Annotated in this window: 17 protein-coding genes; 3 read left to right on the plus strand and 14 right to left on the minus strand. The window is 64.4% G+C overall.

The window, feature by feature from the left end; genetic code table 11:
- The first annotated feature begins 97 nt into the window (after positions 1-97).
- Positions 98-2167, plus strand: coding sequence for a methionine--tRNA ligase (metG, locus tag ABB29_RS10670; RefSeq protein ID WP_057658852.1), 2070 nt, complete (start codon positions 98-100; stop codon positions 2165-2167).
- A 13-nt stretch (positions 2168-2180) separates the two neighbouring features.
- Positions 2181-2588 carry an Rnf electron transport complex subunit RnfB gene (gene rnfB, locus ABB29_RS10675; protein ID WP_083487791.1) on the plus strand — a complete coding sequence of 136 codons (408 nt, stop codon included), beginning with the start codon at positions 2181-2183 and terminating at the stop codon, positions 2586-2588.
- Here the strand turns inward: rnfB and ABB29_RS10680 are convergent.
- From ABB29_RS10680 to ABB29_RS10715, 8 genes are all read right to left on the minus strand, one after another.
- The gene (locus ABB29_RS10680; RefSeq protein ID WP_342667059.1) at positions 2585-4156 is read right to left on the minus strand and encodes a tetratricopeptide repeat-containing sulfotransferase family protein; all 1572 of its coding nucleotides are present in this window, start codon (positions 4154-4156) and stop codon (positions 2585-2587) included. The two genes, rnfB and ABB29_RS10680, sit on opposite strands and share 4 nt — an antisense overlap.
- A gap of 39 nt (positions 4157-4195) precedes the next feature.
- The gene (locus ABB29_RS10685; RefSeq protein ID WP_057658857.1) at positions 4196-5770 is read right to left on the minus strand and encodes a tetratricopeptide repeat-containing sulfotransferase family protein; all 1575 of its coding nucleotides are present in this window, start codon (positions 5768-5770) and stop codon (positions 4196-4198) included.
- Positions 5763-6695, minus strand: a complete 933-nt coding sequence (locus ABB29_RS10690) for a TraB/GumN family protein (RefSeq protein WP_245622602.1) — start codon at positions 6693-6695, stop codon at positions 5763-5765. The genes ABB29_RS10685 and ABB29_RS10690 overlap by 8 nt, the downstream gene beginning before the upstream one ends.
- Positions 6696-6749: 54 nt before the next feature.
- Positions 6750-7697 (minus strand): DUF1684 domain-containing protein, encoded by a 948-nt coding sequence (locus ABB29_RS10695; RefSeq protein WP_245622604.1) that lies wholly within the window; start codon positions 7695-7697, stop codon positions 6750-6752.
- Position 7698: 1 nt separating this feature from the next.
- Positions 7699-9477, minus strand: coding sequence for a DNA mismatch repair endonuclease MutL (gene mutL, locus ABB29_RS10700; RefSeq protein ID WP_245622605.1), 1779 nt, complete (start codon positions 9475-9477; stop codon positions 7699-7701).
- Between the two features lie 89 nt (positions 9478-9566).
- Entirely contained in the window at positions 9567-11195 is a 1629-nt protein-coding gene (locus tag ABB29_RS10705) for an N-acetylmuramoyl-L-alanine amidase (RefSeq protein ID WP_057658865.1), read from the minus strand.
- Positions 11196-11279: 84 nt separating this feature from the next.
- Positions 11280-11756: a tRNA (adenosine(37)-N6)-threonylcarbamoyltransferase complex ATPase subunit type 1 TsaE gene (tsaE, locus tag ABB29_RS10710; RefSeq protein WP_057658866.1), complete on the minus strand. Its 477-nt coding sequence runs from the start codon at positions 11754-11756 to the stop codon at positions 11280-11282.
- Between the two features lie 140 nt (positions 11757-11896).
- Positions 11897-13372, minus strand: a complete 1476-nt coding sequence (locus tag ABB29_RS10715) for a bifunctional ADP-dependent NAD(P)H-hydrate dehydratase/NAD(P)H-hydrate epimerase (protein ID WP_057658868.1) — start codon at positions 13370-13372, stop codon at positions 11897-11899.
- Positions 13373-13404: 32 nt separating this feature from the next.
- Between ABB29_RS10715 and queG the strand changes: the two genes are divergently transcribed.
- Positions 13405-14484, plus strand: coding sequence for a tRNA epoxyqueuosine(34) reductase QueG (queG, locus tag ABB29_RS10720; protein WP_425414766.1), 1080 nt, complete (start codon positions 13405-13407; stop codon positions 14482-14484).
- A gap of 18 nt (positions 14485-14502) precedes the next feature.
- Here queG and pgi read toward each other — a convergent pair whose 3' ends face one another.
- The 6 genes from pgi to pcnB form a co-directional block, all read right to left on the minus strand.
- Positions 14503-16020, minus strand: a complete 1518-nt coding sequence (gene pgi / locus ABB29_RS10725) for a glucose-6-phosphate isomerase (RefSeq protein WP_057658873.1) — start codon at positions 16018-16020, stop codon at positions 14503-14505.
- Complete coding sequence (gene panD / locus ABB29_RS10730; RefSeq protein ID WP_057658875.1) at positions 16017-16397, minus strand: aspartate 1-decarboxylase; 381 nt, start codon at positions 16395-16397, stop codon at positions 16017-16019. The genes pgi and panD overlap by 4 nt, the downstream gene beginning before the upstream one ends.
- Positions 16398-16568: 171 nt before the next feature.
- On the minus strand, positions 16569-17414 hold the full coding sequence (gene panC, locus ABB29_RS10735; protein ID WP_057658878.1) for a pantoate--beta-alanine ligase: 846 nt from the start codon (positions 17412-17414) through the stop codon (positions 16569-16571).
- Positions 17415-17483: 69 nt separating this feature from the next.
- Positions 17484-18296 carry a 3-methyl-2-oxobutanoate hydroxymethyltransferase gene (gene panB / locus ABB29_RS10740; protein ID WP_057658880.1) on the minus strand — a complete coding sequence of 271 codons (813 nt, stop codon included), beginning with the start codon at positions 18294-18296 and terminating at the stop codon, positions 17484-17486.
- Between the two features lie 15 nt (positions 18297-18311).
- Entirely contained in the window at positions 18312-18821 is a 510-nt protein-coding gene (folK, locus tag ABB29_RS10745; protein WP_057659440.1) for a 2-amino-4-hydroxy-6-hydroxymethyldihydropteridine diphosphokinase, read from the minus strand.
- 10 nt (positions 18822-18831) lie between these two features.
- Positions 18832-20214 (minus strand): polynucleotide adenylyltransferase PcnB, encoded by a 1383-nt coding sequence (gene pcnB, locus ABB29_RS10750; RefSeq protein WP_057658881.1) that lies wholly within the window; start codon positions 20212-20214, stop codon positions 18832-18834.
- Between the last annotated feature and the right edge of the window lie 54 nt (positions 20215-20268).

A 20268-nucleotide genomic window follows, 5' to 3' on the forward strand; every position in this document is an offset into this window, starting at 1 on the left:
CGCGGCTGCCACCACCCGCAACTCCGAACAGCCCGGTCCGCCGGGCTGTTTGCATTCCTGCATGCGATAATGGGCAATTCCCCGCACGTCGAACGCCATGAGCCGCAACGCCCTCGTCACTACCGCCCTGCCCTATGCCAACGGTCCGCTGCACCTGGGCCACCTGGTGGGCTACATCCAGGCTGATATCTGGGTGCGCGCACGGCGGATGCGCGGCGACACGACCTGGTTCGTATGCGCCGACGACACCCACGGCACCCCGATCATGCTGGCCGCCGAGAAGGCCGGGGTGACGCCGGAAGCCTTCATCGCCAATATCCAGGCCAGCCATGAGCGCGATTTCGCCGGCTTCGGCGTGGCATTCGATCATTACGACTCGACCAACTCGGCCCACAACAAGGCGCTGACCGAGTCGTTCTACCAGCGCCTGCAAGCCGGCGGCCATATCGCCCGCCGCAGCGTGGCGCAGTTCTATGACACGGCCAAGGGCATGTTCCTGCCTGACCGCTACATCAAGGGCATCTGTCCCAATTGTGGTTCGGCCGACCAGTACGGCGACAACTGCGAAGTCTGCGGTGCCACCTACGCGCCAACCGAGCTCAAGGATCCACGTTCGGTGCTGTCCGGGGCGACGCCCGAGCTGCGCGATTCCGACCATTATTTCTTCGAAGTCGGCCGCTTCCAGGACTTCCTGCGCCAGTGGCTGGCCGGCGATGTCGCCCTGCCCGGGGTCAAAGCCAAACTACGCGAATGGCTGGATGCCGAAGGTGGCCTGCGGGCCTGGGACATTTCCCGCGACGCGCCTTATTTCGGCTTCGAGATACCCGGCGCGCCAGGCAAGTATTTCTACGTCTGGCTGGACGCACCGATCGGCTATCTGAGCAGCTTCCAGGCATTGTGCCGCCAGCAGGGAATCGATTTCGACGCCCACCTGCAGGCCGGCACCAGCACTGAGCTGCATCACTTCATCGGCAAGGACATCGTCAATTTCCACGGCCTGTTCTGGCCGGCGGTGCTCAATGGCGTCGGCTTCCGGGCACCCACCCGCTTGCATGTCAACGGCTATCTGACCGTCGACGGCGCCAAGATGTCGAAGTCGCGCGGCACGTTCATCATGGCCCGCACCTATCTGGATGTCGGCCTGCAGCCGGAAGCACTGCGTTATTACTACGCGGCCAAATCGTCAGGGGGGGTCGATGATCTGGATTTGAACCTCGGCGATTTCACCGCCCGGGTCAATGCCGATCTGGTCGGCAAGTTCGTCAACCTGGCCAGCCGCTGCGCCGGGTTCATCGAGAAACGCTTCGGTGGCAAGTTGGCCGCGGCCCTGCCCGACCCGGCCATGTACCAGCGCTTTGTCGACGCCACCGACGCCATCGCCGCTGCCTACGAACGCAACGATGCCGCCGCCGCGATCCGCCAGACCATGGCACTGGCCGACGAGGCCAACCGCTATATCGACGAACACAAGCCGTGGGTGATCGCCAAGCAGGAAGGCGCCGACGAGCAGTTGCAGGCGGTATGTACGCAGGGCCTCAACCTGTTCCGGGTACTGGTCACCGCGCTGAAGCCGGTGTTGCCAGCCACCAGCGCACAGGCCGAAGCCTTCCTGGCGGCGCCGACGGGGGCCTGGCAGGACCTGCAACAGCCGCTGCTGGCCCACGCGGTACAGCCTTACCAGCCACTGTTCACCCGTATTGATCCGAAACTGATTGCCGCCATGACCGACGCATCCAAAGACACCCTGGCACCGGCTGCCGCAGCTGTTGCCAGCCCACAGGCCAAGCCCGCCGCGAAGCCCCAGGCCGCACCTGTCGCCGACCAGGATACAGGCAAGCTCATCGGCATCGATGACTTTGCCAAACTCGACCTGCGTATCGGCAAGGTCGTGCAATGCGAGTTTGTCGAAGGTTCCGACAAGCTGCTGCGCTTCGAACTGGATGCGGGCGAGCTGGGCAGCCGCCAGATCTTTTCCGGCATCCGCGCCAGCTATGCCGAACCGGACAAGCTGATTGGCCGCAACGTCGTGTTCATCGCCAATCTGGCGCCGCGCAAGATGCGTTTCGGCCTCAGCGAGGGCATGATTCTGTCCGCCGGCTTCGATGCCAACGAACTGGCGCTGCTGGACGCCGATGACACCGCCAAACCGGGCATGCCGGTCCGCTGAGACGGACCCGGCGATGTTGACTCTTGCCGACCGCCTGGACCGCGTATTGCCGCAGACCCAATGCCGGCAATGCGGTTTCAACGGTTGTCGGCCCTATGCAGAAGCGATGGCTGCCGGCAGCGCCGGCCCGGATCATTGCCCGCCCGGCGGTGACAGCGGCGCCCGTGCGCTGGCGGCACTGCTGCGGGTCGATCCCCTGCCGTACGACCGCAGCCGCGGCCTGCACAAGCCTGCACTGCCAGTGGTCATTGTCGAAGCCGACTGCATCGGCTGCACCAAATGCATCCAGGCCTGTCCGGTCGACGCCATCATCGGCGCCGCCAAACAGATGCACGTGGTGATCGAGCCCCTGTGCACCGGTTGCGAGCTGTGCATTCCGGCCTGCCCTGTTGATTGCATCGAAATCGTGGCGAGCCGCTAGATCGCCACTCCGGCTGATTCCAGCAAGGTCCGCAACGGTTGCAGCTGCGATTCGTATTTCTTCCAGCGTTGCAGGGCATCGCGATAGATCGGCGAACGCACCTGGATGGCGCTGGCGGTGGCGACCGGCGCGTCATTGCGGTGGAATTCAAGGCAGGCATCGTCCCAGGGCAATCCGCAGAATTCCAGCAGTTCACGCGATTTCCGTTCCTGTGCTTCGACGATGTCCTCGTACTGGATCTGCAGGATGCGACCCGGCAACTGCTGCTGCCAGAACGCCATCAGATCCCGATACATCAAGTAATACCGTCCGGCATCCATCAGATCAAACGAATAGTCGTAGTACCGCGAGCTGAGCGCGAACAACTGCTTGAAATTGCCCAGGCAGGTGTCCATGGGGTTGCGTTGCAGGCAGATGATTTTCGCGTTCGGCAGCGCCCGCGCAATGAACCCCGCGTACAGGAAATTGTGCGGCAGCTTGTCGATGAAACGCGGATGCCTTCCGGTACCGGGACGGGTGCTCTGCACGTAGCCATCCCCCAGTGCTTTCCAGTCGATGCCGGCCAACCGCTGCAGCGTATCCACGTCCAGCATCTCCGCGCTGCGACTGCCACTGGCCCGTTTCAGCAGGACACTGAAATTCTGCAGTTCGCCGGCACTGTGGACATCCGGATGGCTGGAAATGATCCGCTCGACCAGGGTGGTACCCGAGCGCGGCATGCCGAGGATGAATATCGGCTCGGCACTGTCGCTGGCTGGCGTGGAGGCCGTGGGCAGTGACAGCCATGCGCTGCGAATGGCATCGAATATCCGTTGGTCACGCTGGCTCGACGATCCACGCACCTCGTGCATGGCGGATTTGCCGGCAGTCAAGGCATCGAACGCCTGAGGATACTGGCGCAGGTCCTCGTATTCCTTGGCCAACGCGAGTTGCAGGTACAGACGCGCCTCGCGGTCATGGCCATATTCGGCCAGCCGCGCCTGCCAAGCCTGCACATGGTTGTCGTCTGGCTGTTGGCGGCGTAGCTGCGACAACGCCAGATAGGCCTTCCAGTAGTCCGGGGCCCGCTGCAGACAGGCCAGGTACTGCTGTTCGGCCTGCTGCAGATCACCACTGAAGGTCAATGAGGTCGCCAGATTGAAACGAAAGCCAGCCTCATCCGGCATGCAGTCGACCGCCTGCCGGAAGGCGGCAATAGCCTTGTGGTGTTCGTTGGCCTGCGTGTAGACCACGCCCAGCGTATCCAGGGTCATCGGATCGGTCGGCGCCAATGCCATCGCCTTGTCGGCGATCTCGCAGGACTCACGGGTGAAGCGGCCACTGGCCAACGCGCGCGCGTACTGGGCGGCATAATCGGCGCGTGATGGATTGAGCAGGTGTGCACGTTTCAGCAGCTCAGCGGCCAACGGCATCTGCCCGAGCTGCATCGACGCCACCCCGGCCACGAATGGAATCCCGGCGTGTTCCGGGTGCTGGCGCAGGATGCTCATCGCCAGACGCTGGGCGTTGAGCCAGTCGTTGCGGTTCAGTGCATGCACCGCGTCTTCATAAATGTTTTTGACGTCCATCATATGGATCCAGATAAGGGTTTGCAGCGGCTCGCCGCATCAGTGCGAATGGCGGTGGGACACCTTGTCACCCAGCAGCTCGCGAAGCGGCTCCAGTTCCGTTTCGTAGCGTTTCCAACGCTGCAAAGAGGAACGATAGATGGGTGAGCGAACCTGTACCGCGCTTGCCGTTGTCACTGCATGCGGATTGCGCTCGAATTCCAGGCAGGCTTGCTGCCACTCCAGACCGCAGTGTTCCAGCAGCATCCGAGTGGTTTCTTCCTGTCGCTGGACCAGATCTTCATAGCTGACTTCAAGTATCCGCCCAGGAAAGCTGCGCTGCCAGTGCGCCATCAAAGCATCAAACATCAAGTAGTAACTTCCGGTATCGAGAATGTCGAAGCTGTAGTCGTAGTTCGGCGACTCAAGGCTGAACACCTGGCTGAAATTTGCTAGACAGGTGTCCATGGGATCCCGGCGAAGACAGATCATTCTTGCGTTCGGGAACGCCTTGGCAATGAATCCGGCATACATGAAATTGTGCGGTAGTTTATCCAGGAACCGCATCGTTCCTTGGGCCGGCCTTGTCTCCTCCAGATAATGCTGGCCCAATGCGCGCCAGTCCAGCGGATTGCTTGCCAGACTGTCCAGCAACGTAGACAGTGAACCCGGCGGCATCGCCAGCTGGCGGGACATGGCGACCAGGAAGCTGTTGCGCTCCCCCACCGGGGTGACGTGCCCGTGGCTGCTGATGATTCTTTCTACCAGTGTCGTGCCCGTGCGCGGCATCCCAAAGACGAAAACAGGTTCGGCGCTTTCGCATCCTGACGTAGCATGACGGTCAAACGGGAAGCTCTGCAGCTTGTTGAAAATAGCTTGATCCTGCTCGCTACGATAGCCGAGGCGTGTCTTCCATGCGCGCTTTCCAGCTGACAGATGCCAGAACGCCCTGCTGAACTGGCCAAGATCTTCCAACTCTTTGTACAGCGCTGTGTTCAGATATAGCGCAGCCAGTTGGTCGCCCTCTGCCTGCCGCAGACGCAACATCATTTCAGCCAGGTGGTTGCGATCCAGGCTTTGCTTTCGCAGCCGTGAACGGGCCAGGTACGCTGGCCAATGTGAGGGTTGAAGCCGCAGGCAATGGCCGTATTCCCGCTCGGCCTTGTCATTATCGCCCAGATACGTCCATCCCTCCGCCAGATGGAACCGCAATCCCGCATCGCCCGGAAACAGTTCGACGGCACGCTGGAAGATAGCCACTGACTGTTCTATGGCATTGGCCTGGTTATAGATGTGGCCCAGCAACTCCAGCGAACGCCTGTCAGCGGCCCCCAGGGAAACCGCACGATCTGCCTCGCGCAGAGCGTCTGGCAATCGATGGTCTGCCGCCAAGGCCGCCGCCAAGTGCGCCACGTAGTCCGCGCGCGCTGGCTGCAGCTGCGCGGCATGTGACAGATGCAGGCAAGCCCGTTCGCTGTCGCCCAGATGGCGGCTGGCAACGCCGGCCACAAAATGGAGCCCATCGTGATCGGGAAAGTCAGTCAGTGCCAATGATGAAATCCGCCAGGCCTCGGACCACTGCCCACCATTCAATGCAGTCGCCGCGGCAAGGAAACGCGACTGGCTGCTAGTCATCGCTGTTGCTGCATGCCGAACAAATGCGCTCTACCCGATAACCTTCGGCCTTCAGCTTCTGCACCACGCCATCGGCACCCAGCAGATGCAGGGCACCGACCACCACCAGGGTGTCGTCGCTGCCGGGGCGCGACAGCTGCTGTTCGATGCGCGGCACCCATTTGTCATTGCGTTCGACATTGATGCGCTGGTACAGGCGCGGGTATTCGCGCTTCATCTCGGCGGCCATTTCATTGCCTAGCGTGGCGGCATCACCGGCGCGCCAGGCAGCGTGGAGCTTCTCGGTTTCGGCGGCACCGGCGTCGGCTTCGTCAAGTACTTCGCGCACGAACTGGATCTGCTCTTGCTTGTCCATGCCGTCGAGCAGGTCAATCTGCTCCTGCGCCTGCTCCAGTCCCACGGTTGGCTTGCCATCGGCGGCAGCGGCCTGCATGAAATGATTGTCCAGGCCCAGGCCGGGGTCCAGACCCTGTTTGCCCATCTCGATCAGGCTGATGGTCAGGGCGACAAACCAGGGTTCGAAGGTAGACAGATTGACCAGCGGCAGCCCGTTGCGACTGGCGTAGTCATCCAGCTTCTGCCAGGTAGCCTCGTCCAGGTCTTCGCGCAACACGTTGCCGTCGGTGCGAATGGCGGCCCGGGTCATCCGCGAGGACAGATCGGCCGATTGCATTTCGTCCGGTGACAGCTCGAACATCAACGACTCAGCGTCGGCGTATGCCGCGTCGACATCGGCCGACAGCGGATAATCATCCGGCCGCAGCAGGTGGAAGGAACCGAGCAGGTACACCGCGTTGTCGTCGTCGGATACCTTCCACAACAACGGCACCGGTGGCGTTTGCCGGGCAATCAGGCCTGGTTCGTCGCCCGCAGGTGGTGAAAGATCCTGCGCTGGGCTGGCGGAACAGGCCCATGCAGCCGTCATCAGAAGGCCAGTAACCAGGCTCCGGCGAATCGTGGGTGCCATCTTCATCCTTTGTCAGTGAGTTTCCGTGCCGTGCCTGTACGCTTTCTCGCCGGCCTCGATGGCCACGTCCAGGCGGTTGTCCGCCGGCGGCAGGGGACAGGTGGCGAACGGAGTGAACGCGCACGGCGGGTTGTACGATTGATTGAAATCCAGGGTCAGCTTGCCGTTCAGCGGTGCCACCGTGTCGAGGAAGCGCCCTGCCGGATAACTGCCGTGGCCGCTGGTGCGATCAGCAAAGACCAGAAACAGACCACCGTTCTCACCGGCCAGTGCCTGTAGACGATACGTCTGGCCAGCGTGCTGGAATTCGACGACACCGGGACTGGGCGCGTCAGTGGTTGTACCGATGATGTCGACCATGGGCAGCGTGCTGTCCGGCGGATTGGCGATGAAGCGCGCCTGCACCTTCCAGCCCGGATCCAGCGGCCAGTACTGAAGGCCGGAAAATTGAGTGCGGCTGGCCGCATCGGCGTGTTTCACCCGCAACGCATGTCGACCGCCGCGCTGGATCAGCGTCATCTTGCCTTTGCCATCGTCAAACCCGATGACACCCGGTGTCGCCTGGTGGTCATCCATGAATTCCACCCTGCCGGTCAATGGCTCGCCGTTATAGGTCAACGCCAGGCCGGGCTCGGGAGTGAAATACACCGCATCCCCTTGCTGCGACACCATGCCCAGTTTTGCCGGGCCGACCGCCAGACGAATACCGCTGGCGGCGCCGCTGCCGATGTAGTGCGCCTTCAGTTCCAGCCAATGCAGACCCACCAGGCTGGTCCAGCCATCGGGCTGCAGCAGATCCTGTTGCCGTTGCGTTCGCCACGCGGTGTTTCCGGCAACGAAAGCCGGATCCATCGCTGCCGCTTTCGCCGGCTTGTGGGCACCACCGGAGCCATCGCCACACCCGCACAACAACAGCAGCACGAAGATGGCGGTCAGGCCGCGGCTCATGTATCTGGACATGTCATTTCCCCCTGTCGAACCATTGTTCAATCTCGGCCAGTGACCGATGCACGGCAACACCGCGCGCCAATGCCCCGTTGCCACCGCTGGCGGCTTCGATACTGCGCATCAGCGCGTTCATTTCGGTCAGGCTCAGACGCCGCTGCATGGCCTGGCCGGCATAAGCCGACAGGGCATCGACCCACACCTGCACTGAAGCCGGCTGCATCGATAACAGCGTCCGCACCAATCCAACCACCTCCAGATGTGCCAGCAGCATTGGCACGCCACGGATCTCGATGGCATCGGCCTTGACCAGCAGATCGAAGCCCAGCTGCTTCCAGACATCGAGGCACGATTGCACTGACGCGCAGGCGTCGTCGTCAACGGCAAATGTCTCCGGTAACAACAGTGCCTGGGTCGCCAGCGGTCCCTTGCGCAGGGCAGCTTCCAGCAATGCCTTGGCCTGCCGGGTCTGCGCGTCACTCGGATCGACAATCACCAGTCCCTGTGCGTTCTCGGCCAGGATGTAGCGGCCATGCAGTTGTGCGATGGCATAGCCCAGCGCGGGCACTCCGGTTGCTGCCGCTTCGGTGGTGTTACCAGCGTGATTCTTCGCTACCGGGGCGGCCGGTGCCGCGTACAGTTGTTGATAGGCTGCGCGCGTGTCAGCGATCGAGCGCGCCGACGGCGTGCCCGTACCGCCTGCCCACCATGAGGTGGTCGCCGCATGTTGATAGGCAGGTACATCCGACTGCGACTGCCAGGACTGGTTGGATTGGGCGCGGGTGTCGGCCAAGGCTTCATGCAGCGTACGCTGGATGAAGTCATGGACCATGCGTGCGTCACGAAACCGCACTTCGTGCTTGGCAGGATGGACGTTGACGTCGACCCGTCGCGGGTCCAGTTCCAGGAACAGCACGCAGGCCGGATAACGGCCATGGAAGACCACGTCCTGGTAGCCGCTCTTGATGGCGTGGGCCATGTTGCGATCGCGCACCGGGCGGCCGTTGACATACAGGTACTGCTGTTGCGCACTGGCTCGGGTATGGCCGGGCAAGGCAATCCAGCCATGCACACGCATGTCGGCGGCAGCGTGTTCGATCTGCAGCGCGTGTTCGGCAAATTCCGCGGACAAGGTGTCACGCAGCCGCTGCATCGGATCACTCCGGCTGGCCGGGTAGCGGCGCGTCGACTTGTCGTTGTGGCTGATCCGCAGTTCTATGTCCGGCCGCGCCAGCAACAACGAACGCAGCCATTCCTCGACATGGCCGAACTCGGTGCGCTCGGCGCGCAGGAACTTCTTTCGCGCCGGCACGTTGTAGAACAAATCGCGCACTTCCACCGTGGTGCCCGGTGGATGCGGTTTGGGCGACACCTGGCCGGCCTTGCCGCCATCCACCAGCAAGCCGTGGCCATGTTCGCTGCCCGCCGGCCGCGAGGTCAGCGAAAAACGGCTGACCGACGCAATCGACGGCAGCGCTTCGCCACGAAATCCCAGCGTCGACACGGCTTCCAGGTCATCCAGTGAGGCAATCTTGCTGGTGGCGTGCCGGCAGACCGCCAGCGGCAATTCGTCGGCGGCAATACCGATGCCGTTGTCGCGAATCCGGATAAGTCTGGCACCGCCCTCTTCGAGGGTGATGTCAACCCGGGTGGCGCCTGCGTCCAGCGCGTTCTCAACCAGTTCCTTGACGACCGAGGACGGTCGTTCCACCACCTCGCCGGCGGCAATCTGGTTGATCAGGGTTTCGGGCAGCTGGCGTATCGGCACAGGGGGGCGACGCAGTCGCGTCGTCAACGGAAATCAGCGTCGATGATAGCCCAGTGCCTGCATCGGCGGGCCAACGCCAAGGCACGCCCTCTTCAACGTGGCGAGTCGCCGGCGACTCAGGGCGATCCGGCGCTGCCGTTGCTGGCGACTTCACGGGCCTGCGCTTCGGCACGCGCACGCGCGGCATACAGCGTGCCCGGAGGCGGCTGGCGCAGGAAGTAGGTGTTGACCCCATCCAGCACCGCCCCGGCAACCTTGCGCTGGTAGGCGGGGTCTTTCAGCCGGCGCTCTTCTTCAGCGTTGGAGATGAACGCCGTCTCCACCAGCATCGCCGGCATGTCAGAGGTGCGCAGGACCGCGAAGTTGGCGCGTTCGATATGCGGCTTGTGGTTGTTGCCAACGCGCTTGAGGCCATCGAGCACGTGATTGGCCGCGTCCTCGGAAGCTTTCATGTGGCCGCTCTGGGCCAGGTCCAGCAACACCGCTGACAGCGTGTCCTTCTGCAACGGTACGCCGCCAATCAGATCCGAGGCGTTTTCCTTGTCGGCTAGCCAGCGTGCGCGTTGCGACGAGGCACCTTTCAGCGACAGCACATAGACCGACGAGCCCTGGGCGCTGCGGTTTTCCGCTGCGTCGGCGTGAATCGAGACAAACATGTCGGCGCCGGCTGCACGCGCCTTGCGTGCGCGCATCGGCAGCGGGATGAAAACATCGCTGTCACGCGTCATGTAAGCCTTCATGCCGGGGGTGGCATTGATCTGCCGCGCAAGCTCGCGACCGATCGCCAGCACCACGTTCTTTTCGTAAGTGCCGTTCTTGCCGACGGCACCGGAATCCTGGCCACCATGGCCGGGGTCGATGGCGATCACCAGCGAGCGACTGCCAGCGGCGATTTCACGCAACGGCGGCGCACTGGTCACGGCTTTTTCCGGCGTGTTCTGTACCGGCGCCGGCTTGCCGGTGGCAATGGTGTAGTTGCCGGCGCTGGCCGCTGGCGGTGCGGTGCTGGTGGCCACCGGGCTCGCCGCCACGGAACTGGTCACCGCCGCGGTCGTGGCCTGGCCATTGAGAATGGCCTGCGGCGACGGCGCGCTGCCGCGGGTTGCCGATGCAGCACTGGCAACCGGGGTCGGTACGACGGCGCTGGGCGATGACGTTGCTGAAGCCGTGGTGGTGCTGGAAGCCAATACCACTTGCGAAGTCAGCGCAGCCGTCGCACGCGCGGCATCGGCCGGATTGCCGGCCGGCGCGGCGGTTTCAACACTGGCCGTTGACGATACCGGTGGCTTCGCTGCGCCCGCAGCGACGGTGGCCGCAGTTGTCGCAGGTGCGCTGCCGTCACCCGGCCATTCAATGATCAGGCGGGCTCCGGAGGCGGAGGGCTCGACCCGCGGCTTCAGCGCGACCACTTGCTCGGCCAGGTCGAAAACGATGCGCAAGGTACCCGGCTGCGGCTGGCCGGTGCGGACCGACCGCACGATGCCGGCACCGGCTGGCAGCTTGAGATTGCGGGTGGCGCTGGAGGCGGGCAGATCGACGACCAGCCGCTCCGGATTGCTCAATGTCAGGGTCTTGAATTCGCCCTGGCCACGCAGCTCGACTTCGGCGCGAGTGCCTGCGGCGCCGTTGGCAACCAGCACCTGCTGCACTTCGCCGGCCGATACGGGTGCGGCGATCGCCAAGGCAAGTGCGGTCATCGCCGTCAGGCGATGCCAGGTACTGGAAAGGAGGTCGCCGCTGCGCATGAACCGGATTCAACCATCATCCGATCGTGATTGCAAGAACTTTTCCCTTAATAATCCGTAACCTGCCGGATCTTCCTGAGCAGACTAGCCAGCTGATCGCGGCAAGTGCATGTTATTGGCCAACCGCTGCAACCATTCGGTCCCCTGAGCACTGTCGGCGCACAGCTCGACCTGCCGGCCCTGATCCTGCATCTGCAGATGGATCCGCAGGTCGGCGGCCGGCAGCGCACCACTCCCGCGCTCGGGCCATTCCACCAGCCAGAGCGTGGCCACGGCCTCGTCCAGGCCCAGGAATTCCAGCTCGCCGGCGTCGCCAATCCGATACAGATCGAGATGCCAGGCCTGGCCGCCATCGTCTAGCGGATAACGCTCGATCAGGGTATAGGTGGGGCTGCGGATCGGCCCGCTGACGCCCAGGGCGCGTAACAAGGCACGGGCCAGCGTCGATTTGCCGGCACCCAGATCGCCCTGCAGATGCAGCACCGCCTGCGAAGGCCGGCTGGCGGCGAGCATCTGGCCCAATCGGTCGGTGGCATCGCTGTCGGACAGGAATATCTGCATGGGCGTTAGTTTAGAGCGTGTCGGCGGCTTTTTGAGCTGATGCATCGCGCCCCGCGCTGTACCGGCCACGGTCGATTGGCTGCACGATTGGCCGCGAGCCGGCGAAGCGCTCCGCTGTTGTTTGCGACCGTCACCTGCCGCTAGTGATTGACCCAGTACCGCAGCCAGGGCAGCAGGTCACTGGGCAGCAGGCCACGCTCGCCTTCCTTGGCGGCTGCTTCGTCGGCGGCCAGCGAATGGATCAAGGCACCTGCGCTGGCGGCCTCGAATGCGGCCAGCCCCTGCCCGCGCAACGCTGCGATCACCCCCGTCAACAGATCGCCCATGCCGCCGACGGCCATGCCCGGATTGCCGGCATTGATCACCCGCGGCAGTTGCCCTGGCGCGGCAATGATGGTGCCGGCGCCCTTCAACACAATCACGCTTTGAAAGCGTTCGACCAGCGCCTGCGCGGCGGCAAACCGATCGCGCTGGATGCTGGACGTATCACTGTCGAGCAAGCGCGCGGCTTCGCCCGGATGCGGGGTCAGGATGGCGTCGACCAGCGGCGCAGGACGCTTGGCCAACAGGTTGAGAGCGTCAGCATCCAATACCAGCGGTTTGCCGCTGGCCATCGTCAATGCATGCAGGCCGCTCGCCCATTCGCCCTGCCCCAGGCCAGGCCCCAAGGCGATGCAGTCGGCGGTCGCCAGCAATGGTGGCAGGTCATCACCGGACTCGATGCCGTGGGCCATGATCTCCGGGCGACGGGCGAGGATCGCCGGCAGATGCCGCTCGCGGGTGGCAACGGCGACCAGCCCCGCCCCACTGCGCAGTGCGGCTTCGGCAGCGAGAACCACGGCTCCGGCGGTGCCATGACCACCGCCGACACAGACCACCCGCCCCGACTCGCCTTTGTGGGTATTGCGTCTTCGCGCCAGCAGGCAGCGTGAAATGAATTCCGGCTCCAGCAGCGTCGCCTGCGCAGCGACCTGCGCGAACACCTGCACCGGCACGTCCAGATCATCGAATGCCAACGCGCCGCCGTATTCCAGCGCCGCGCCGGTGCGCAGGCCGATGTGCTGGCCTATGAACTGAAGCGTGCAACTGGCCACGACCGCGACCGTGGCGACGCTGCCCCGCTGCGCATCCACGCCACTGGGCACGTCCAGCGCCAAAACCGGTGCCGGCTGGCTGTTGATGGCGTCGATCAATCGCGACGAAGCCGCATCCGGCGCACGATCCAGGCCGATGCCGAACAGCGCGTCGACAACGACATCCGCGTCGGGCAGTTCGTGTTGGAACCACTCAACCTGGCCGCCGACGCCCAGATAGTCGGTACATGCGCGCTGCGCCAGCCCGGAGCGCGGCGAATGCGCTTGCAGATGGACCACCGTGACCTGGCGTCCGGCACGGCGCGCCAACCGCGCCAGTACATAGCCGTCGCCGCCGTTGTTGCCGGGGCCGCAGACCACGACCAGCCGTCGCGCCTGCGGCCAATGCTGCAGCAGGCACTGCCATGCGGCCTGCCCGGCGCGTTGCATCAGCAGATAGCCATCCCCGCCCAATGCAGTGGTGGCGTGCTGGTCCAGCGCTTTGCCGGCGGCATTGTCGAACAGCGGATAGGTGGCGGACATGCGCCGGATTCTATACTGCACGCATGTCCGAGATGGTCGCCGCCACCCGCCCTTTGCCACCGCCGCAGCTGCAGGCGCTGGCGCAGCGCGTGCGCGGACTGGCGCGGGAATTCGGCTTCCAGCGCTGCGGCATCAGCGACATCAACCTGTCCCAGGACGAAGCGCATCTGCAGGACTGGCTGGCCAACGGGCTGTACGGCAGCATGCACTGGATGGCCCAGCACGGCAGCAAGCGTTCGCGACCGGCCGAGTTGATCCCGGGCACGCTGCGGGTGATCTCGGTCGGCCTGGATTATGGCCGCAATGATGGCGACGAAGCCTGGCAGACCCTGGCCGATGGCCAGCGCGCCTACGTCGCCCGCTACGCGCTGGGCCGCGACTACCACAAGCTGATGCGCAACCGTTTGCAGCAGCTGGCGTCGCGCATCCAGCAGGAAGTCGGCAGCTTCGGCCACCGGGTGTTCGTCGACTCGGCACCGGTGCTGGAACGCGCTCTGGCCCGCAACGCGGGACTGGGCTGGATTGGCAAGCACACCTGCCTGATCGACAAGGATGGCGGCTCGTGGTTTTTCCTCGGCGAAATCTACGTCGACCTGCCGTTGCCGGTGGATGCACCGGCCAGCGCCCATTGCGGCAGCTGCGTGCGCTGCATCGATATCTGCCCGACCGCGGCGATCATCGCCCCGCATCGGCTGGACGCGCGCCGCTGCATTTCCTATCTGACCATCGAACACGACGGCAGCATCCCGGAAGCATTGCGCAAGCCGATTGGCAACCGCATCTTCGGTTGCGACGACTGCCAACTGGTCTGTCCGTGGAACAAGTTCGCCAAACGCAACGACGAGCCGGACTTCCGCGCCCGCAATGATCTGGACGTGGCCACGCTGCCGCAGTTGTTTGCCTGGGAAGAAGACGAATTCCTGCGCCGCACCGAAGGCTCGGCGATCCGCCGCAGCGGCCACGAGCGCTGGCTGCGCAACATCGCCGTGGCGCTGGGCAACGCGCCTGGCCGCCCGGACATCCTGCAGGCATTGGCCTCACGCCGCGATCATCCGTCGCCGCTGGTGCGTGAACACGTCGCGTGGGCGTTACGCCAGCACGGCGTCAGCTAGCGACGCCGCCGGCTTGGTTCAAGCGCGAGCCTGTAGCTCCGCCAGCAAGGTACGGGTGACCGCGTCATCGGCCTGGACCTGTCCACGCAAAGCCGGCAGCAAACCACTGGCCAGTTGCTTGCCCAGCTCCACCCCGAACTGATCAAAGGCGTTGATGCCCCAGATCACCGACTGCGCATAGACGCTGTGTTCGTACATTGCAATCAGGCCACCGAGGGATTGCGGGGTCAGCGCATCCAGCAGGATCATCGTGCTGGGACGACTGCCCGGATAGCTGCGGTGCGGATCATCGCTGCGCTGGCCATTGGCCAGTGCCTCGCTTTGCGCCAGCAGGTTGGACATCAATGCCAGGTGGTTTTCGGCATAGGGATCGTCGTTGCGCACAGTGCCGACAAAATCCAGCGGCACCACGGTCGTGCCCTGGTGCAGCGCCTGGAAGAAGCTGTGTTGCACATCGGTACCGGCACCGCCCCACCATACCGGCACGGTATCGACATTGACCGGGAGGCCATCGACCTGGACCGATTTACCCAGGCTTTCCATTACCAGTTGCTGCAGATACGCCGGCAGCAGCGCCAAGCGCTGGTCGTAGGTCATTACCCCATGCGCGGCATGGCCCAGCGCGTTGCGATTCCAGACCGCGGTCAACGCATGGCGCACGGCGATGTTGTCGGCCAGCGGCGTGTTGATGACATGCGCATCGAAATCGCTGGCCCCGGCCAGCAACGCCTCGAAGCGCTCGAAGCCAATCGCCAATGCAATCGGAAAGCCAACCGCCGACCACAGTGAATAACGGCCCCCGACCCAGTCCCACATCGGCAGCACCCGCTGCGGAGCGATGTCGAATGCGGCCGCGGCGCGCTCGGGATTAGCGCTGACCGCGTAAAGGCGTTCGCTGCCGCCCAGCCAGTCATGCAGGATGCGACCGTTGAGCAGGGTTTCCTGGGTGCTGAAGGTCTTGGAAATCAGCACCGCGGCGGTGCGTTGCGGATCCAGCGGTGCCAACACCCGTTGCGCGGCAGCGCCATCGACATTGGACAGGAAATGCACGCGCAGGCGGTTGCCGGCCGGATCGCGCAGCGCATCAGCCACCAGCCGCGGGCCGAGATCCGAGCCACCGATGCCGACGCTGACGATATCGGTGATCCCGCTTTGTTCCAGTCCAGCGACCAGCGCACCCATCTGCTGGCGCACCGCGCTGGCGGTATTGAACGCTTCACGTGCGAGCGCCGCGTGGCTGTGGTTGCCGCGCAACGCGGTGTGCAGCGCTGCCCGGCCCTCGGTGACGTTGACCTGCTCGCCATCGAACAGGCGCCGGAATGCCTGCGTCAACTCGCGCTGGCTGGCCAGCTGCAGCAACGCATCCAGCGCCTGGCGGTCAAGGCATTGGCGGGCGAAGTTGAAATACAACGGTCCGCTGCGCATCGCCCAGTCCTGCGATCGCTGCGGATCCTGCTGCAGCAATTGCGTCAACTCGACGCCACGCAGGCGGGCTGCGTGGGGCTGGAGGGCGTCACCGACCGTTGTGGAAATCATGCTGCCTGCTTGGGTATCGAATGATTGGTGTGGGTGATGGCATTGGCGCCATCGACGTAGACCAGGTTGGGCTGGAACGCATCGGCCTCGGCCTGGCTCATGCTGGCGAATGCGGCAATGATGATGAGGTCGCCGACCTGGACATGGCGGGCTGCACCGCCGTTGAGCGAAATCACCCCGCTGCCTTCATCGGCGCGGATCGCATAGGTCGAAAAGCGCGCGCCGTTGGTCACGTCCCAGATGTGTACCTGTTCGAATTCGCGGATGCCGGTGGCTTCCAGCAGCAGGCCATCGATGGCGATCGAGCCTTCGTAATTCAGTTCGGAATGGGTGACGGTGGCGCGGTGGATCTTGGCTTTCAGGAGACTCAGTTGCATGGTCGTGGACTACGGCTGGCGAAAGCGGCAATTCTATCAGCCGCACCGTATCACCCGCAGTGGTCTGCTTCAACGCGACGAGTTCAAGACCAATTGGCGTGCAACTGGTTTCAGCGGTGGCCGTAGCCGGCGCAAGACACGTTGAGCCAGCGGCTCCCCGTGCGCTACCCCTCAGCTGAATTCGAGATTGTCGATGAGCCGGGTCTTGCCCAGTTTGGCCGCCACCAGGGCGACCTTGTCGCCGCGTTCGCCCTGGTCCGGCTCGCTCAGATCCGGGCGGCGGATGACGCTGTAATCGACCTCGAAGCCGGCGGCAGTCAGTTGCGCGCGCGCGGCCTCTTCGACCTGTGTGCGCTGCTGCCCGGACAGCAGCGCATCACGCATCGCAATCAGTGCGCGACGGATTTCCGCGGCCTTGGGCCGATCACTGGCGGACAGGTACTGGTTGCGCGAGCTCATCGCCAGGCCATCGCTTTCGCGGACGATGCCACCGCCGAGGATTTCAATTGGAAACGCCAGATCCCGGACCATCTGCCGGATCACCGCCAGTTGCTGGAAATCCTTCTTGCCGAACGCAGCGATATCGGGCTGGACCTGGTTGAACAGACGGGTGACCACCGTGCAGACGCCATCGAAATGCCCCGGCCGATGGGCACCTTCGAGCAGACTGCTGACGCCGGGGACATGGACTTTGGCCGCCAGTTCGACCCCGAACGGATACATCGACTCGACCGTCGGCAACCACAACACATCGCAGCCGGCACCTTCCAGTCCACTGGTATCGGCTTCCGGGGTACGCGGATAACGGGTGAAATCCTCGTTGGGGCCGAACTGGGTCGGATTGACGAACACACTGGAGACGACCCGGTCGGCATACTGGCGGGCCAGCATCACCAGCGAATAGTGGCCGGCGTGCAGGTTGCCCATGGTCGGTACGAAACCCACCCGCAGACCTTCGCGCTTCCAGCCGCTGACGCGGGCGCGCAGGGCGTCCAGTTGGGTGATGGTTTCAATCATGGGTCAATCAGTCCTGGGGCGGCTGGCAGACGATGCCTGGGTGACAAACGGGGTGATTTCAATCGGGATTCAATACGAATGCGCGGCATCGGGGAACGAACCATCGCGCACCGCCTGCGCATAGGCCTGCACCGCGCCACTGACCGAGCCGCCTTCGGCAAGGAAATCCTTGACGAACTTCGGCCGGCGGTGGCCGGTATCCAGGCCAAGGAAATCATGCAGCACCAGCACCTGGCCATCGCAGTCGGGACCGGCGCCAATGCCAATCGTCGGCGCGGCGACGGCCGCGGTGATCTGGCCCGCCAACTGGGTCGGTACGCATTCCAGCACCAGCAGCGAGGCGCCAGCGTCGACCACTGCCCTGGCGTCGGCCAGCAGCTTGTCGGCGGCGGCCTGATCGCGGCCCTGCACCTTGTAGCCGCCGAACTTCAACACCGATTGCGGGGTCAGGCCCAGGTGCGCGCAGACCGGGATATCGCGCTCGCTCAGGTAGCGGATGACCTCCAGCTTGTGGCCGGCGCCTTCCAGCTTGACCATTTCGGCGCCCGCCTGCAGCAGCGCGATGGATGCCTGCAATGCCCGCTCGGCAGTGGCATCGGACTGGAACGGCAGATCCGCCACCAGCAACGCACGCTGCAGGCCGCGGGCGACGGCGCGGGTGTGGTAGACGATGTCGTCGACGGTGACCGGCAAGGTCGAATCATGGCCCTGCACCACCATGCCCAGCGAGTCGCCAATCAGCACCAGGTCGACCCCGGCCCGATCCAGCACCCGCGCGAAACTGTTGTCGTAAGCGGTCAGCATGACCAGCTTGCGGCCCTCCTGCTTGGCCTGCGCCAATGCCGGGACGGTCCAGGGCTTGCTGTCGGTCTGTGTGCTCATCGGCTCATTATCCCCTCATAGGGCGTGGATATTCGACACATCGAGCACGGACACTGCGTTGCGTGCGCTGCCTTGCCCCGGAATCAGCAGATCCGGTGCGATTTCCAGCAACGGCAGCAGTGCGAATGCGCGTTCGTGCAGGCGCGGATGCGGCACGCTCAGGCCGGGAACCTCGATCACCTGCTCGCCGTACAGCAACAGGTCGAGATCGAGGGTGCGCGGGCCCCAGCGCAATTCCTGCCCGCGGTCGCGGCCGAAATCGCGCTCGATGCCCAACAACGCCTGCAACAGATCGACCGCTGCCAGGCTGGTCCGCACCGACGCGGCGGCATTGATGAAGTCCGGTTGCTGCTGGTTGCCCCACGCCGGCGTGCTGTATTGCCGTGACAGCGCCAGCAAGCGCGTGCCCGGCAACTGGTCGATGCGTTCGGCGGCCTGCGCCAGGGTATCCCGCACCGCTCCCAGGTTGCCGCCGAGCCCAATGTAGGCGGTGACTGCCGGCAAGCAGCCGGATGTCGCGCTCATCCGCGCGGGATCATTCAGTGCCGGCGCCGGCACCGCGCCGGCGCCGACGACGGCGGCGGCGTGGCGCACCGTCGCTACCCTCTTCCTCACTGCCCTCCTCACCAGCGGCGGGGGCGCTGGCCAGGTGCCCTGCCAACTCGTCAGCCGACTGCAGCTGTGCCTCGCGCCAGAAAGCGACGTCATCGGCATGTTCGCTGGAGGCGGTCAGCCGCAATACCAGGAAATCGAACGCGGCACGGAAGCGCGGATGGCCAAGCAGGCGCAGCACGCGTTTGCGCTGGCGATTGCCGAAGCGCGACTGCATCAGCCAGATTTCCTGCATCGGCAGCGAGAATCGCCGCGGCAGCGCCACGGTGTCCAACTGGTGCAGGGTGACCCGATCCGCGGCGCGGCGCTGGGCTTCCTCGACGTGCACGCCCTGGTTCTGCAACGCCATCAGCGCGCGGCAATAGGCCGGCCACAGCAGCAGCGCAAACAGGAATGAAGGCGACACCGGCTCATCGTTGGCGACCCGCTGGTCGGTACCGCGCAGGCCTTCGAGCAGCATCCGCCGCAATGCGCCGCTGCGGTTGGCGGCCAGCGCGGTGGCGGTTTCCGGCAGCAACGCCTGCAACAGCCCGAATCGCTCCAGCCCTTCGAAACTGGCCACCGCGTGGCCGGACAGGAACAACTTGAGGATTTCCTCGAACAGGCGCGCGGGTGCGGCGTCGGCCAGCAGATCGGCCAGTCGCGCAATCGGTTCGGCAGTGGCCGCTTCGATCTCGAAATCCAGCTTGGCCGCCAGCCGCACCGCACGCAGCATGCGTACCGGATCTTCGCGGTAGCGCTGTTCGGGGTCGCCAATCAGCTTCAGCGTGCGGGCGATGACGTCTTCGAAGCCACCGGTGTAGTCGCGGATCGAAAAATCCTCGATCGCGTAATACAGCGCGTTGGCGGTGAAGTCGCGGCGCACCGCATCGTCTTCGATGCTGCCATAGACGTTGTCGCGCACCAGCCGGCCATTGTCCATCTCGCGATCGCCGCTGCCGTCGTCGACATTGGCGCGGAAGGTCGCGACCTCGATGATTTCGCGCCCGAACACCACGTGCGCCAAGCGGAAGCGACGGCCGATCAGGCGGCAGTTGCGGAACAGCTGCTTGACCTGTTCGGGGGTGGCATCGGTGGCCACGTCGAAATCCTTGGGATGGCCGCCGACCAGCAGGTCACGCACGGCACCGCCGACCAGGTAACCCTGGAAGCCGGCGTCACGCAGGCGGTATAGCACCCGCAGCGCATTGGGACTCATGTCCTTGCGGGACAGGTTGTGCTGGTCGCGGGGGATGGTTCGCAAAGTGGCGGGCAAGCTGATGGCTGCGGTTCCGTGGGAAAGTTGGGGGCGCTGGCGGCCCGGCAGACATTGCCGGACGTCCAGGCCGCCGCATATACTAATCCGTCAGCTCCGCATCAC

This window comes from Pseudoxanthomonas dokdonensis, assembly GCF_001431405.1.
GTDB lineage: Bacteria > Pseudomonadota > Gammaproteobacteria > Xanthomonadales > Xanthomonadaceae > Pseudoxanthomonas_A > Pseudoxanthomonas_A dokdonensis.